The 15,064-nt window shown below is 59.6% G+C and carries 19 protein-coding genes; 15 read left to right on the forward strand and 4 right to left on the reverse strand.

Features of this window, described 5'->3' with window-relative positions; genetic code table 11:
- Nucleotides 1-42: 42 nt before the first annotated feature.
- Nucleotides 43-1,074, reverse strand: a complete 1,032-nt coding sequence (locus tag EPN31_RS14785) for a PHP domain-containing protein (RefSeq protein WP_367188323.1) — start codon at nt 1,072-1,074, stop codon at nt 43-45.
- On the opposite strand from EPN31_RS14785, the gene EPN31_RS14790 reads away from it, so the two are divergent.
- The 6 genes from EPN31_RS14790 (at nt 1,053) to EPN31_RS14815 (ending at nt 6,141) form a co-directional block, all read left to right on the forward strand.
- On the forward strand, nt 1,053-1,820 hold the full coding sequence (locus EPN31_RS14790; protein ID WP_291774713.1) for an ABC transporter substrate-binding protein: 768 nt from the start codon (nt 1,053-1,055) through the stop codon (nt 1,818-1,820). The two genes, EPN31_RS14785 and EPN31_RS14790, sit on opposite strands and share 22 nt — an antisense overlap.
- 22 nt (nt 1,821-1,842) lie before the next feature.
- On the forward strand, nt 1,843-2,547 hold the full coding sequence (locus EPN31_RS14795; RefSeq protein ID WP_291774716.1) for a branched-chain amino acid ABC transporter permease: 705 nt from the start codon (nt 1,843-1,845) through the stop codon (nt 2,545-2,547).
- A gap of 70 nt (nt 2,548-2,617) precedes the next feature.
- Entirely contained in the window at nt 2,618-3,412 is a 795-nt protein-coding gene (locus EPN31_RS14800; RefSeq protein ID WP_291774835.1) for an alpha/beta fold hydrolase, read from the forward strand.
- Nucleotides 3,413-3,803: 391 nt separating this feature from the next.
- Nucleotides 3,804-4,604, forward strand: a complete 801-nt coding sequence (locus EPN31_RS14805) for a TIGR04255 family protein (protein WP_291774719.1) — start codon at nt 3,804-3,806, stop codon at nt 4,602-4,604.
- Between the two features lie 22 nt (nt 4,605-4,626).
- Nucleotides 4,627-5,268, forward strand: a complete 642-nt coding sequence (locus EPN31_RS14810) for a hypothetical protein (protein WP_291774721.1) — start codon at nt 4,627-4,629, stop codon at nt 5,266-5,268.
- An 18-nt stretch (nt 5,269-5,286) separates the two neighbouring features.
- Entirely contained in the window at nt 5,287-6,141 is an 855-nt protein-coding gene (locus tag EPN31_RS14815) for a hypothetical protein (RefSeq protein ID WP_291774724.1), read from the forward strand.
- 213 nt (nt 6,142-6,354) lie between these two features.
- Here the strand turns inward: EPN31_RS14815 and EPN31_RS14820 are convergent, their stop codons facing one another.
- Nucleotides 6,355-7,026: a TetR/AcrR family transcriptional regulator gene (locus EPN31_RS14820; protein ID WP_291774727.1), complete on the reverse strand. Its 672-nt coding sequence runs from the start codon at nt 7,024-7,026 to the stop codon at nt 6,355-6,357.
- Between the two features lie 106 nt (nt 7,027-7,132).
- On the opposite strand from EPN31_RS14820, the gene EPN31_RS14825 reads away from it, so the two are divergent.
- Complete coding sequence (locus EPN31_RS14825; protein ID WP_291774730.1) at nt 7,133-7,570, forward strand: VOC family protein; 438 nt, start codon at nt 7,133-7,135, stop codon at nt 7,568-7,570.
- Between the two features lie 13 nt (nt 7,571-7,583).
- The gene (locus EPN31_RS14830) at nt 7,584-8,072 is read left to right on the forward strand and encodes a VOC family protein (protein WP_291774733.1); all 489 of its coding nucleotides are present in this window, start codon (nt 7,584-7,586) and stop codon (nt 8,070-8,072) included.
- A 62-nt stretch (nt 8,073-8,134) separates the two neighbouring features.
- Here the strand turns inward: EPN31_RS14830 and EPN31_RS14835 are convergent, their stop codons facing one another.
- The gene (locus EPN31_RS14835) at nt 8,135-8,989 is read right to left on the reverse strand and encodes a M23 family metallopeptidase (RefSeq protein WP_291774736.1); all 855 of its coding nucleotides are present in this window, start codon (nt 8,987-8,989) and stop codon (nt 8,135-8,137) included.
- 277 nt (nt 8,990-9,266) lie between these two features.
- Here EPN31_RS14835 and EPN31_RS14840 point away from each other — a divergent pair, with 277 nt between their 5' ends.
- Complete coding sequence (locus EPN31_RS14840) at nt 9,267-9,806, forward strand: DUF2478 domain-containing protein (RefSeq protein ID WP_291774738.1); 540 nt, start codon at nt 9,267-9,269, stop codon at nt 9,804-9,806.
- On the opposite strand, the gene EPN31_RS14845 is transcribed toward EPN31_RS14840, so the two are convergent.
- Nucleotides 9,792-10,421 (reverse strand): LysE family translocator, encoded by a 630-nt coding sequence (locus EPN31_RS14845; RefSeq protein WP_291774741.1) that lies wholly within the window; start codon nt 10,419-10,421, stop codon nt 9,792-9,794. The two genes, EPN31_RS14840 and EPN31_RS14845, sit on opposite strands and share 15 nt — an antisense overlap.
- Nucleotides 10,422-10,521: 100 nt before the next feature.
- Between EPN31_RS14845 and EPN31_RS14850 the strand changes: the two genes are divergently transcribed.
- The 6 genes from EPN31_RS14850 to EPN31_RS14875 all read left to right on the forward strand — a co-directional run bounded on the left by EPN31_RS14850 (nt 10,522) and on the right by EPN31_RS14875 (nt 14,994).
- Entirely contained in the window at nt 10,522-11,133 is a 612-nt protein-coding gene (locus EPN31_RS14850) for a PIN domain-containing protein (RefSeq protein ID WP_291774744.1), read from the forward strand.
- 122 nt (nt 11,134-11,255) lie between these two features.
- A complete protein-coding gene (locus EPN31_RS14855; RefSeq protein WP_291774748.1) occupies nt 11,256-13,406 on the forward strand; it encodes a bifunctional DedA family/phosphatase PAP2 family protein in 2,151 nt (716 codons plus the stop codon).
- Nucleotides 13,407-13,482: 76 nt separating this feature from the next.
- On the forward strand, nt 13,483-13,746 hold the full coding sequence (locus EPN31_RS14860) for a type II toxin-antitoxin system CcdA family antitoxin (protein WP_291774751.1): 264 nt from the start codon (nt 13,483-13,485) through the stop codon (nt 13,744-13,746).
- On the forward strand, nt 13,746-14,063 hold the full coding sequence (locus tag EPN31_RS14865) for a CcdB family protein (protein ID WP_291774754.1): 318 nt from the start codon (nt 13,746-13,748) through the stop codon (nt 14,061-14,063). The genes EPN31_RS14860 and EPN31_RS14865 overlap by 1 nt, the downstream gene beginning before the upstream one ends.
- Before the next feature lie 425 nt (nt 14,064-14,488).
- Entirely contained in the window at nt 14,489-14,734 is a 246-nt protein-coding gene (locus tag EPN31_RS14870) for a type II toxin-antitoxin system Phd/YefM family antitoxin (protein ID WP_291774759.1), read from the forward strand.
- A complete protein-coding gene (locus EPN31_RS14875; RefSeq protein ID WP_291774762.1) occupies nt 14,731-14,994 on the forward strand; it encodes a Txe/YoeB family addiction module toxin in 264 nt (87 codons plus the stop codon). Before EPN31_RS14870 ends, EPN31_RS14875 begins: the two co-directional genes overlap by 4 nt.
- Nucleotides 14,995-15,064 lie beyond the last annotated feature (70 nt).

A 15,064-nucleotide genomic window follows, 5' to 3' on the forward strand; every position in this document is an offset into this window, starting at 1 on the left:
CATTTTTTGCAGTCGGTACTCCCGGCCTGAGACCAGAGCTCATCAGGGGTGAGCACATAACGAGGGGCTAAGGTCAGTATCCGTACATCTCTTGCCGACGCTTGAATGCCTTCTGACTGCCTTCAAGGATCGTGCAGACGATGTCCTTCGTACAGATTCCGGGATCAGGTCTTCCAGTCGCACTCGTGCAGTCGCGTCCATGAGTGCTATCCGCAGCGAAGCGAACGTCAGAGCTTCCATCTTGAGCCTGGTCAACCTCCTATTGCCACTCGCGTTGCGGCCAAGCGCGTTGAGGGTGTGCGCATCCGACGACATCACTTTCGCCAGTTCAACCCCTTCTTCCAAGCCGAGGGCTGCACATCGGGCTACGGCGCAGTTCCTTCGATTTGCGTCGGCATCGTCGTGGGAGAACAAGGTGCTGTTTGAAGCATGGGCGATCTCCAGGCCCAGCAAATTCGGGCAGTTGAAAACCTCCTGCTTGAACGCATCAAATTTTGGTGCCGCCTTCTCAAGGCCGCTATCCATCTCGATATGGGCACAGATGCCGAAGCCGCTGAACTCAGCCGCAGCGCGCAGGCACTGCGGGATCGTATTGTGACAGGCCTTCTGATCATCCGAAATGTTCAGCTTACCGAAAAAACGTTGCAGCTGGTCAGCCATCTCAAAGTAGACGAGTAGGTGGCCCTGCGGAGTGGAAAGCTCCACGCCAGGGACGACCAGCAGATTCCTGCCTTCGGCGTATTTCAGCGCCCGACGGACATTCGTGATCCGGTTGTGATCGGTTATGGCGATAAGGTCAAGCCCTTCTGCTATCGCAGTATCAACGATACCCTCGGGCGTCATCGTAGCGTCGGTGACATCGTATGAACCGCCATCTCCAAACGAATGGATGTGGAGAACACGACTCGCACAGGCGCAGGAGGACGCCCTGAGCAATTCTGACGTACTGCCGCAACTGCAAACTGGCCCACCAGCTCTGGGCTTGGGTGCAATCATCGAGCACAAGCTCGTAGCTGCCATCGTGCGTGCAGCCACGTGCCATTGCAAACCGGATGACGTTCTCGGGCACGCCATCCTTGTACATGCGCGTCTTCTGCTCCGCGTATGGCTATGAGAGCACCGCAGGCTTTCAGCGAACCTTCGAACAAAACGGTGGCAAAGTGGTTCAGAAGCTGTGGGCACCACTAAATGTCGCCGACTACGGCACCTACATCAGCGAGATCGATCCGACGGTAGATGCAGTTCTCATCGGGTTCGCTGGCAGCAACAGTGTGCGCTTCCTCAAGCAATACGAGGCCTACGGCATGAAGGGCAAGATACCTGTCATCTCGGGCATGATCGCCACAGACGAAGGCGTACTGAAGAAAATGGGCAACGAAGCCGTCGGCATCATTTCCGCCGGATGGTATGCGGCCACACTGGATAACCCGGCCAACAAGCGGTTCGTCGAGGAAATGCGTGCACAATACAAAGAAGATCCGGGCTACTACTCAGTGGGCGCGTTCGGCGCTGGCCTCATGCTGGAGCACGCCCTGCAATCCGTGAACGGCAACATCGAAGACAAAAAGGCGTTCATGAATGCGCTACGTCACGTGCACGTTCCCCAAGACCCGCGCGGCGACATCATACTGGACAAGTACGGCAACCCCATCATGAACGTCTACATTCGCAAGGTAGAACGCAAGAACGGCAGGCTGGCAAACACTATCATCAAGACCTACCCTGCAGTCAGCCAGTTCTGGACTGAGGATCCAACCAAATTCCTCGCGGAGCCCGTCTACTCCAGGGACTACCCACCTGCCAGGTATCTGGAGAAATAAGCATCCCCCGGGGGAGTCGAATATGTCGTTCTGGCTCATTCAGAGCATGAACAGCCTAGCGCTAGGCGGGATCCTGTTCACACTCGCAGCTGGCTTCTCACTCATATTCGGATTGATGCGCATCGCCAACCTTGCACATGGCGCCTACTTCATGTTGGGTGCTTACGTGGGGCTTACCGTCCTCGAATACACCAACAACTTCCTCTTGGCGATGGTGGCCGGATGCTTGGCCATTGCGATTCTCGGCGGTCTCACCGAACGGTTCATCCTGCGGCGGCTTATCAACGACAGCCTGTCTCAAGTCCTCGCTACTCTGGGGGTGGCGTTCGTCATCGCTGATGCGTGTCTATGGCTCTGGGGAGGTGACCCACAACCCGTCTCGCCACCCGATGCGTTCTCAGGCGCCATACGGCTCTTCGGCTTCGGCTTTCCCCTATACCGCATTATCGTCCTGATATTCAGTGTCCTGCTCGCCATCGTACTTTGGGTGCTGCTGGAGAAAACGCGTCTCGGGATGATGATACGCGCGAGTGTGGACGACCGGCAGATGGCGCGTGGTGTCGGCATTCCCTCGTCACGCCTCTTTAGCATCGTTTTCTGTCTGGGCGCCGGCCTCGCTGGCATCGGCGGTGTCATCGCGTCCCCTACTCGTGGCCATATGGGTCAATTCTCCATTCGGTGCCAGCATCCAGGGTACACGCGACCAGCCCAGCCGCGGCTGAACTGAAGACGAACGCAGCGACTATTGCCAGGGAGGTGCATTGATGGGAACACCGTCGTCTGCGGAAACGCCCCCAATGCCAGGAAGAACTCTCGTCCGTGCCGGAAGCGGGCAGTTGCAGATAATGGTTGCAGGACAGGGCCAGGGAGTCGTTCTCTTTCATTCAATGCTTGCCGATCACGCCAGTTTCAGCGGCGTGTTCGAACCATTGTCGCGGTCTCATAAGGTTACGTCGGTCAGTCTCCCAGGGTTTGGGGTATCTGACCCCGTACGAGGTGAGCTCGAGGTCGTAGCCGATCATCTTGCGGCTGCGCTTGGCAGTTGCGATCTTGGTGTGCGGCCGGTTTTTATCGGGAATGGCTATGGCGCCTTTCTGGCCATTGTGCTGGCGATGCGGCACCCACACCTGGCTGACAAGCTCGTGCTCGTTGGGTGTGGTACCGCTTTTTCTGAATCTGGGCGAGCCGCGTTCGTCCAGATGCGTTCGAAGGCCAAAACCCAGGGATTGTCAGCGGTGGCCGACATTGCGATGGCGCGCCTTTTCTCGGGGGACTTCCGTGAGAAGCACCCCGATGTCCTCGCGCAGTGCCGGGAACACTTTCTTGCAATGTCACCGGATACCTTCGATGACGCCTGCCAATCGCTGGCGACCCTGGATCTGGGCAATCACCTGCACAAAGTCGTTGTCCCCGTGTTGGTCGTTGTGGGCGAGGGTGATGAGGCGACGCCACCCGTGATGGCGCGCCAGTTGGTAGCCGCCTTACCGAACGCCCGCCTGCACGTGCTTCCGGGGTGTGCGCATGTGCCACAGTTGCAGGATCCGCAGAGTTTCCTAGCCGCGATTCGCGAGTTTGTTGACACTCAGGCGTAGTTTTGCTGTGGGCAATGCGGCGTGACGAGTTCCCGGTGACTGTCAAGCTAGTGCGGACGATACTTTAGGGTCCTGAACAGCGCCTCCGAATAGGGGTTGTCATCCGAGACGGCCGGGCGGTCGATCAACCTCCCAGCTCCGCCAGCAACCCCCTCTCAACCATCGCCACCAACCGCTCGGCGAGCGCCTGGTGCTCGCAAGCCTGAAGGTCAAGAAGCCGACTGCCGACGCCGCCCACGTGAATCTGTAATGGAGCGCCTGGAGAAAATATTGCGCGAAATCAACAGGTTGAAATTCTAACTGTCGAACTCTGGTGTGCTCATGGTGGCGATGTCAACCGTAGTGTAAACTGACAATTGGTTCGTCAATCATAAGTGAATTGGAGCTGCCTGTGAGCGAGAAGATGACAAATGCGCCTGTCTACTACGCGTTGGCTCAGGCGCACTTCAACCCCGTCGCTGCGATGGCCAAGTATGTCGATCAGATTCAGGATCAACTTCGACGCGAGGGGTACCCGCTGTTTGAACCACAACAGCTGATGCAGCTTATCGTGCCAAGCCCAGGCCAGGCGCAGCCGCAAAATCCACAGATTGAGCAAACAACGTCGTGGCTAATGACACGCAGTGATCGGGCGGCGGGATTCATCCTTGGGCCTTCGACCATCACCTACCACACGACCCATTACCAAACGCACAACGAATTCATCCCTGAATTGCTGCGCGGTGTCGCAGCAGTACACAAGGTCGTCTCACTAGACCATATCAGTCGTCTGGGACTTCGCTACCTAGATGCCATCTTGCCGCGCGCAGGGGAAACTACAGAGCAATATCTTGTAGGCGGATTGCACGGTATTGATTTCAATGCGCCTCGCCAGCACGCAATGGCCGAGTCGGTGTACACAACCGACATCCACCCACTTGTGCCGAAGGGCGTGTTGGTCGTGAGGGTGTATCGGGTGGTCGCCCCCTTAGGCTTCCCCCCCGATATGCTGCCGACCGGGTTGGTGGTGGCGCCGCAATTTGCAAGCACGGAGCCATGCGAGCACGCGATCATCGACATGGACCATTATGTCCAAGGGCGGATGCCTGTGGAAACGAGTAAGCTGAACGAACAGCTGCTTTCGCTACACGCCACAATCAAGTCAGCATTCGGTGCCACAACGACAGACCATGCACGCGGTGTGTGGGCCTGAGGCCATCCCGGATCGAAACGCCATGTATGCCACGACCTTGCCATCATCTTGCTCCGCACGACCTCTCCAGATTGCGCACGGTTTTGCCAACGTCGCAGTTGCCGCAGCAATCGGCTGCACACTTGCCATAGGCGGCACCGGGAGCGTTTTCGAGCTCTCCCACGTCGGCAAATGGGGCAGAATGCTGGATGCGCGCATTCCTTATTTTCGTATTCAGACATCTGACGTGGACACTGACCGCCCAGATATCCGTTCTGCAGCTGAGCACCTTGCGAACATCCGGCAGGTGTTCCGTCCCGCCATTGCAGACTTGTCCACGGTGTTCGGTGTTTCTCGCCAAGCCATCTATAAATGGATTGGCGGAGAATCCGTGCCCGAGGAGGAGAAAATGGACCGTATCCGTTCCCTCAGCCTGGCGGCCGACGCTTTCCTGAAGGCTGGCGTAGGTCGCGCGTCTTCTCTCGTGAAGATGAAGTTATTCGAAGGCCGCTCCGTGCTGGACTTGGTTGCTGCCAGAGCACTTCTACCCGAACACGTTCAGTCGCTCGTCACCGAAGCACGAGCAATGGATGCAGCCTATGATCGCTCCGGTTTGGCAAAGTCTAGAGCCGTGCCTTCAGACGATTGGCGTGCAGGGATCTCCATCCCAGGTTCCTCCGAATAATACCTATCGGGGCGACGGATGCTGACACGTGAAACCGAATGGCGGCAAGGCGATCTTCTGACTCAAGAAACAGCAGCCAAGTTGACGACACTAAACGGCATGGTTGGTGACAAACACCGCGTTGTCGTCATTACGCACGACTGCGATCTTCCACACGAAGGTGAAATTTCGGTTGAGGTCATCGTCGCAGACGTCGTCGATGCGGTGAACCCGCAGTTCACTCGCGCAAAGAGCCCGCACAGGCTTCATTTGGGCTACGAGAGGAAGGGTGAACCACTCGTGCTTGTCGAACTTCGCCATGCAAAGCGGCAGGTTGTACCGAAGAACGAATTTGAGAGGTACGCCGTCAAAGATGTCGCTGTCTTGCTCCACGCCGATTCGAAACGGGTGCTGAAGCTATGGCTCGCCGCTCACTATGGCCGCCCAGCGTTTCCCAACACCTTCGAGCACCGGCTCCGGAAACAAGTCAGCAATAAGTACACGGTTGAGCGGAAGGTCGGGAAAATTCTTGAACCGGAGGCCAAGCATTTGCTCGGCCTATTCTTCGACCTAGGAGAGCAACGGTTCGTGGAAGCCCCTGAGGGCGAACCCTATGCACTGTCGATTTCCGTCGTATACGACGCCGCTGAGGCCGGTACACTGGCTCGCCAGTCCGCAGAGAAGATCTCCAATCAATTGCGCGAGCTTTTCGAGCAGGCTTACGGCACACCTGACGTTGCAACTGAGATCGCGCTCGACGCCTGTGAAGCGGTTGCCGATACTTCCATCACGCTGGCGGACCTACGACGCGTGGATCAGTGGCGGTTGGAGTACATCAGCCTGAGCGGTGATGATCGTGGAGATTTCTTGCCCGTTGGGGAAATGCCCGCATAATTCTGGAGTCACCACCGTTCAGGCTACGTCAACCCGTAATGGAGCGTCTGGAGAAAATTCTGCGTAGAATCAACGGGTTGAAATTTTAACTGTCGAACTCGGGCGGCGAGTCGCTCTGTGTAGCGGATGCTGACGTATTGGGAGCCCCTGTCGCCGTGATGCATCAGGCCATCGGTTTGCTGCGGCTGTGCCCCGCGACACCCGGACAGTCGATCAAGCTCCCAGCTCCGCCAGCAACCCCCTCTCAACCATCGCCACCAACCGCTCGGCGAGCGCCTGGTGTTCGGTTTCTCCCCGGCCCCGCAAGGGGCCGTTGAGTACCAAGAACGCCATGCCGTGGACAGCCGACCACGCCATCCACTCTGCTCCGGCACGGCGTGCGGGAAGCATCAGGCCCGCATCGACCATTCCGTCCAGGGCTTGGCCCAACAGCCGGAAGGGATCCAGGCCACTGGCGCCTTGTGCCGACTCATGGTCAGAGTAGGGAGGTTCGTCCACGTCGAACGGCTGTGCCGCAAAGGCGGTGCGGAACAGGCCGGGCTCCTGACGCGCAAAGCGCAAATAGCCCAGCCCCACGCCGCGAAACGAAGCCCGCGCGCGCAAACGCGGATCGTCCAGGGGCTGCACCGCATCGATCTCGGCCTCGATGGCGTGCGCCAGCTGCGATAGCGCGACCCCTCGCACCGCCTCGAACAACGCCTGACGGTTCGCAAAATGGCGATAGGCCGCGTTCGGCACCACACCTGCGCACCGCGTGACTTCGCGCAGCACCACGGCATCAGGCCCACCCTCGCGCGCCAGCGCGACACCCGCTTCGAGCAGCGCGGCACGCAGGTTCCCGTGCCTATAGGTATGGCGGGCCGGGCGCAAAAGATCATCCGACATCTGGAAACAACTTTTATGTGGACAGCGTCCACTCAGGCTTTCATATTAACACTAAGTGTACAGCGTCTACACCCCTCATCCTTCACGGAAATCCTGGGAGATTCTGATGCAGCTCACCCCCTACCTCAATTTCGACGGCGATTGCGCCGAGGCGTTCGCCTTCTACGCCAAGCTGTTCAACGGCACCATCGTCTACCAAGGCACCTTCGGCGAAATCCCGCCTACCGCCGATATGCCGCCCATCCCCGAATCGGCCAGGCAGCGCATCATGCATGTGCATCTGCAAATGGGAGATCAATCGCTGTTCGGGTCCGACGCCATGCCGGGCGCGGACACCGCTTGCGGCGGCTATCAGGCGCCGCAAGGCTTGTGGGTCTCAATCCGTGCAGCCGACGCAGCCGAAGGCCAGCGCCTGTTTGACGCGCTGGCACAAGGTGGTCAGGTCGTGATGCCGTTTGCGAAAACCTTCTGGTCACCGGGCTTTGGCATGACCCGGGACCGCTTCGGCACGCCGTGGATGGTGAACGTCACGCCGGCTGAATGAAAGGAGAAGCGTCATGAAGGAACTTGCCAAAAACACGGTGTGTCTCTGGTTTGACGGCGACGCCGAAGACGCAGCCCGCTTCTATGCCAGGACCTTTCCAGATTCATCCGTCAATGCAGTTCATGACGCGCCGGGAGACTATCCTGCCGGCATGCAGGGCGACGTGCTGACGGTCGAATTCACAGTCATGGGCATCCCCTGCCTGGGGCTCAACGGCGGGCCCGGCTTCAAACATACCGGAGCGTTTTCGTTTCAGGTGGCCACTGCCGACCAGGCGGAAACCGATCGCTACTGGGAAGCGATCATCGGCCATGGTGGACAGGAGAACCAATGCGGCTGGTGCGTGGACCGATGGGGCGTGTCGTGGCAGATCACCCCGGTGGCTCTGATCCGCGCCATCACGCATCCGGATCAGGCCGCCGCCAAGCGCGCCTTCGGCGCCATGATGGAGATGGGCAAGATCGATATTGCCGCCATCGAGGCCGCGTTCAACGGTTCATAAGGGGCGTTGGCCGCCTTTTCTGGAAACCAACCGTTGTCGGCCTGCTCCACCACGACAGCAAATCACTGCGTGCGATCGAGCACCAGCAAGGGATCAATACGCATCTGGAACCAGGTCATGCCCCAGTGCAGGTGTGGTCCGGTCGCACGCCCAGTCGCGCCGGCCAGCCCAATAACCTGACCCTGGCTCACCACGTCACCCACGCGGACATCCAGGCGGGACAGGTGCAGGAAGTTCGAGCCGATGCCATAACCATGGTCAATCAGCACCGTACCGCCGGTCAGATACAGGCCGAGATCGGCAAATACCACGCGGCCACTGGCCGGCGCCCTGACCGGTGTGCCGGTCGGAACGGCAATGTCCATGCCCGAATGTGGGGCACCAGGGATCCCGTTATAGACGCGCCGGCTACCAAAGCGCCCTGAAACGCGACCGTGCACGGGCCAAATGAAGGCCTCGGCAAAACCCATCCCCGAATCGCTGGTCGTACGTGCCTCGGCCACCCTGGCTTGCTCCCGACGAATCCGGGCTGCAATCTGCGGCGGCGGCGAGACAGTCTTGGGCGGAAGCCCCGCAACCCGCTCGACCGGCCAATCACGCGGCTGTACGGCCACATCCACGGACAGGGCTGCGCCTCCCGGCGGGGTCACACGCAGATGGAGGGGGCCGGTGGCATCGGCCGCGACACCAAACACCACGGTGCCATTATCGGTGACGGCGAGCGTGCGCCCGTCATAGATCACCTGGCTTTTGGGGGCTACCTTGCCGATCACCATCGCCCCCTGCTGCACCCGCACCGGGAAGACCACATCTTCGGCTGCAGCGCAGACGCTACCCACCGGTGGAACCAACATCAGCGTCAGGCACCAGAGAACCAGCACCGGGTACCTGGCCCGCACCGCCCTGATTTCTGGCATGCAGGCCCATCGCCTGACGCAGCAACGCACCGCAGAAGTATTCAATACCATCAGAATCGACACCACGAGAACAGCCGCACCAGCGGCATCAACGAGTGTAAGCGGTCTCGCCATGCGAGGTGATGTCCAGGCCCTCGCATTCGTCTTCGTCGGGTACGCTCGGGGCAGCCAGGTCACGTTCCACGCAAATTGCCCGTAGAGCCGGGGAAGGTATGCCCTGATGGCTTGTGCCATTGCAATACTCTATGAGCCGGAATCGCCAATCAACGAAGAATCAATGTCAAACATTCAGTGGGTGGCAGCCCTCAGCAACCACCCTGAGGTCTCTGCGCAGACACTGTTTGCGCACGTCGTGGCCGCCTGGTCCGCGGCAGGCTACCGCGTGGCTGGCGTGATTTCCGAGAGCGGGGCTCCGCAGGCCCCGTGCGCCGCGGGCCATCTGCGTGATCTGGCCTCAGGCACGCAAATCCTGGTTCGCAAGAGCGTCGATACGACGGGGGCGAATGCGCACGCGATGTCGGGTGCCGGTCTCGCCCAGGTGCTGCAGCTCGTGCGCCCGCAACTGGCGCAAGCGGACTTCGTCGTGCTCAGCCGATTCGGCGAACCCGAGACGCGACAGGGAGGCCTGTGGCCGCTCTTCCTTGCGGCCACCGTGGCTGGCAAGCCGGTGCTGACGACGGTCTCCATCCACGAGAAGCTGCCGTTCGAACGTTACGCACCCCAGGTGCAATACGTGCAGCCTGTCATCGAGGACATCATGCGCTGGGGCGATACCGCGCTCAAGGATCAACGGGCGCTCCCCTCATCGCGCGGATGATGTAGCGAGCTTGAGGCCGAACGCGATGAAAATTCCACCCGTGAGCCGATCAAGCGTCTTCACGGCCGACGACCGGCGCAGGAACTGGTTGAGCGGCGCCGTGGCGGCAATCAGCAGGCTGAACCACGCAAGCACCAGCAGGACATGAATGCTGGCGAGGAAAAACGAATAGGCCGCCACACTGACATCAGCTGGCACGAACTGAGGAAGAAAGGTGACGTAAAACACGCCGACCTTGGGATTGAGCAGGTTCGTGAGAAAACCGCGCCAGAACGCATCCCCGCCGCTTCGGGTCCGCCCCTGGGGCGTATCGGTGCCCAGCGCAGTGCGGGGCCGCAGCAACAGTTTGCCCCCCAGCCAGATCAGATAGACGGCACCCGCAGCCTTGAGGACAGTGTAGGCAAGCTCGGACGCCTGCAGAAGCACACCCAGTCCCAGCGATACCGACGCACCCCATATCAGGCACCCTAGGGCAACGCCGATGGCCGCCATGGCGGCGGGCTTGCGACCATTCGCCGTTGCGGCGCGCAACACGATGGCCGTATCCACGCCCGGCGTGATGGTCAGAATGGAGATGGCGGCAACGAAGGCAAGCAACAGTGGAAGATCGTTCATATGGCACACCGGCCGTTTGATTCGATGACAGTGGGGCGACTCGGGACGAGGTTCATTGTGGCACCCCTTCTCAGGGCTACGCCAGCGTAAAATCTCCCGCGTGTTCTGCCCTGTCCCTCCCTTCGTCGTCCTCGACGCCTGTGTGCTGATGTCCACGCTGCAGCGCCAACTGCTGCTGCGTGTAGCCGACCAGGGCGTATTCCGGCCGATCTGGACCGAACGCATCGGCGAGGAATGGCGCCGAAACGCGGCGCGCCTGTGGCAGATTCCGCCTGAAAAGCTGGCGGCACAATGGCACGCCATGAACCAGCGCTTCCCCGACGCAATGGAGGCTGACACCGGCCCCTACGAAGTCGGGTTGCGCTACAGCGACCCGAAGGATTTTCACGTGATCGCGGCCGGCCTGGCGCGGCGAGCGCGCTGTGGCTTGCAGCGGCCCCCTGCTGTGCAGGTGGCGACATGGAATCTGAAGGATTTCAATCGATCCGAATTGCGGCGCCAGGGGCTGGATGTGTATTCTCCCGATCAATTGCTGGCCGGCTGGTGGCAGGCGGAATCATCGCTCCTGGAAGTCGCTGTGCAGGCCGTGGCCGCCGATTCTGTTGCACTGGGCCACGCTCCCGAGCCGCTGTCTGCTACGTTGCAGCGCGAACGGTTATATCGCCTCGAGCGTCTGTTGACCGAAACACCAAGTATCGTGGTACTTCTCTGATAGCGCAGAGGTCAGTCGAGCGCAAGATTGGCGATGACCACCGTTGCATGCTCGGCACGGTGGTCACGTTGGGAGCGGAAATGGACTGGTCGATGGGCGGCAATTAGCCAGGGAGATCTCCTGTGATCGAGGGATTATTCAACTCCATCCTGCCATCCATCCAGCATTTCCATATGCTCGGTTATTGGGCCGCCTTCTTCGCAGCTCTGCTGGAGACGGCGCTTGTGGTTGGGCTATTTCTGCCCGGCTCGACGCTGTTGCTGCTGCTGGGGGCTTGGGCGGCCGGCGGCTACCTGGACTTTGGCGACCTGCTGTGGTTCGCCATTGCTGGCGCTGTCCTCGGCGATAACTTCAATTACTGGCTAGGAGAGCGCTACGGCCAGAAATGGACGCGTGGTGGTGTCTGGTTTCTGACCCCCAGTCATTTCGAGAAGGCCCACCGATTTTTTGAGCGGCATGGCGCCAAGAGCGTCTTCCTGGGGCGCTTCATACCGAGCGTCAAGGAAATCGCCCCATTCGTTGCCGGTACCGTGCAAATGAGGTATCGCACGTTCCTTTTCTGGAACTTCCTGGGGGCGATCGGATGGGGAGTGCAGTGGGTGGGCGGCGGCTATCTGTTTGGACAGTCGCTCAAGCTTGCAGAAACGTGGATGTCACGGGCCGGGATGGTGTTGGTGGCTGTGCTGATCGCATGGGCACTGCTTTGGCTCCTGCAACGCTTTGTCGTGCGCAAGGGTCGCGACGCGTGGCGGGTGGCGGTTTCGCTCATTCGTTCGATAAAAGAGGCTCTGGGCCGCAATGCCTACGTACGGCGATGGGTACGCCGACATCCAGCCAGCATCCGCTTCCTTGCGGGCCGTATCGATCGCACGCATTTTCAGGGCCTGCCGTTGACCGTTCTCGCCCTTGCGTTCACCTATGTGCTGGCCTTGTTCGCCGGCATCGTCGAGGACGTTGTCACCTCCGATCCAATTGTCGCGATTGACCACGCAACGGCCCAACTGGTTGCCACCTTTCGCGCACCGGCGGCCATTCCTCCGTTCGTGTGGATAACCGATTTGGGCCAGCTGCCGGTGGTCGGAGTGTTATTGGTGATAGGGGCGCTGCTGCTCTGGCTCGTGAACCGGAAATACGCGATTGTGGGTTTGCTGGTCTCCAGCTGGGGAGCGGTGGCTTTCAGCGCCCTGGGTAAGTTGGCCTTCGAGCGGCCGCGGCCAACGGAGGCTGTCCTGCTCGAAACTTCCTATTCGTTTCCAAGTGGGCACGCGACCATCGCCGTCGCCTTTTACGGTTTCGTGGGCTATCTGCTGATCCGCTCCGTGGCCCGGTGGAGGACGCGGGTCAACCTGTTTTTCTCGACGGTTGGGCTTGTCTTCCTGATCGGCCTCAGCCGCATCATGCTCGGCGCGCACTATTTGAGTGACGTCTGGGCGGGCTACCTGGTCGGCGCACTTTGGCTGATTGTGGGTATCAGCCTGACGGAATGGCTCAGTACTGGCGGGCGAATGGATTGGGATGCACCTGCCGAACCCCGCCGAAAAGCCGCGGCGTTCGGCTTGGTCGCGATTACGGCCGCCGGGTTCGTTGCCTATGCCGCCACTCGCACGCTGCCAGCCCCCGTTTCCGCACCGGAAGTAGTCATCCACGTCACTCAGCCTTTGGACGAAATGCTGCGTGCCGAGAAACTGACGAGCACATCTTCTCTGTTCGGCACGTCGGAGCAACCGCTATCGTTCGCCGTCGTCACACCAAGCGAGGACGCGTTATCCGCTCTTCTGAGCGGAGCAGGCTGGCTGCCCGCTGACAGTCCGGATCTGAAAAACCTGCTGCGCCTTGCACAACAAGGTCTGAGCTACACCACGGCACCGCTTGCACCGGCACTCTGGAACAACCGTATCAACGATCTCGCTTTCGAACGGCCGATTCAGAATGCCCAGGGCAAGGCCGTCATTACCGTCAGACTATGGCAAACGCCTTTCCGCTTCGGTGCGGAAAAGGTCTTCGTGGGGGTGACGCGGACGTACGACGGCATCCGCTGGGGCATTCTGCATACAGTTTCACCTGATGTGGATGCGGCAGCCGAACGATTCGTTGAATCGCTCAAGCAGTCCGGGCGACCATTGAATCTCTGCCAACGCTCGTTGACGGCTCCGATGACAGGCTCGTATCTGATGGGTGACCGTTTCTTCACACGGGGGCAGCTATGGCTGCTCGATCCGGGTGGCGGAACCGATGCCGCGGATCTTTGTGGCGCTCATGGGTCGGGCCAATGAAAAATCAGTCGGTTGGCAGTGAGCTGGAATGCGGCATAGAATGTGCGCATAATAGTATGCGCATGAGGCATGCATAATGCCGACCACACAAACTACCCACCGCCCGCGTACTCGCACGTCCGGCAAACGCGCCGTCAATCTCAGCCTGAGCAATGACTTGCTGGATGCTGCCAAGCGGCTTGGCATCAACGTCTCTCAGGTCTGCGATAGCCACTTGCGCGAGGTCGTTCAGTACGAACAGGCTCGTAAGTGGCGCGAGGACTATGTCGACTTTATCGCCGCCTACAACGCGACTGTCGAGGCCGAAGGCCTGCCATTGGATGAGTGGAAAAGCTTCTGATGGCGCGCTTTGATGTGTATGCAAATCCCGGCGGACACGCAGTCACCACGCCGTACCTGCTGGACGTGCAGAGTGATCTGTTTGATGGTCTGGATAGCCGGATGGTGATTCCGCTGCGCAGCCTTGAGCACTTCCCTCAGATCAGCCTACCGCTTCACCTTACGCCGGTGTTCACCATCAACGGGGCTGATTTCTTGTTGGAAACGCCCAAAATGGGGGCAGTACCACAGCGCGTCCTGAAAGTACCAGTGATGTCGCTCGCCACCGAGCGGGATCGGATCATCTCGGCGCTGGACTTTTTGTTCCTGGGTTATTAGCGCTTATCTGGGGGCGCCATGTTTGCGGCCCTGGCACCAAGGCCTTTCGCAATCGAGCGTTCCCCCTTCCCTGGCATCCAACTATACGCCTCGGATATTCCGCTCCAATGCCTCCAACAGGCTCTCAGCAGACACACCATATCATTACTTATGGATCGAGTTATGACGTCGAATGACGCACAATCTTTGGACGTCCGCGCGCTACGCGTGGTGATGGCCGTCGCCGTCAGCGGCAGCTTCACGGCAGCCGTGAGAACATCGGGCCGGGCTGGAGCGTTAGTCGGGTCGTGCCCCACGATCAACGGCCGCAAAGACCTGCAGCGCCAGTCGTCGGTGACTGCCACGCTGACAATACCGCGACCAAGACAGAGGCTTGACGATACGTACGTTAAAACGTACTATCTAGGCATATTGGGAGATCCACCATGTCCGCAACCCTGACTGCAACTGAGGCACGGGCGAACCTCTACCGCCTCATCGACCAAACCGCCGAGTCCCATCAGGCAATTCGAATTGCCGGCAAGCGCACAAGTGCCGTGCTGATCTCGGAAGCCGATTGGGACGCCATACAAGAGACCCTGTATCTGACCTCTGTGCCTGGCATGCGCGAATCCATCAAAGAAGGAATGGCAGAGCCCTTGGACAAGAGTGCCAAGGAGCTTGACTGGTGACTTGGCGGGTCGTCTATGCAAAGGTCGCCCTCAAGGATGCGAAAAGGGTAGCGGCGGCTGGCTTAAAAACCAACGTACAGGCGCTGAGTGCGGTCCTGGAAATTGACCCGTTCCAGAACCCGCCGCCTTACGAAAAACTGCTCGGCGATCTTTCCGGAGCCTATTCCCGCCGTATCAACATTCAGCATCGGTTGGTGTACGAGGTATTCATTCAGGAACGTGCCGTTCGTGTTTTAAGAATGTGGACACACTACGAGTAGCCTTCGAGCACACCGCCTCCCGTAACCGCCTGAATCCGCCTGAAAACAATAGGCTCTCAGGCAAGGCTTG

It is taken from the genome of Castellaniella sp. (assembly GCF_004321985.1).
Lineage (GTDB): Bacteria > Pseudomonadota > Gammaproteobacteria > Burkholderiales > Burkholderiaceae_B > Castellaniella.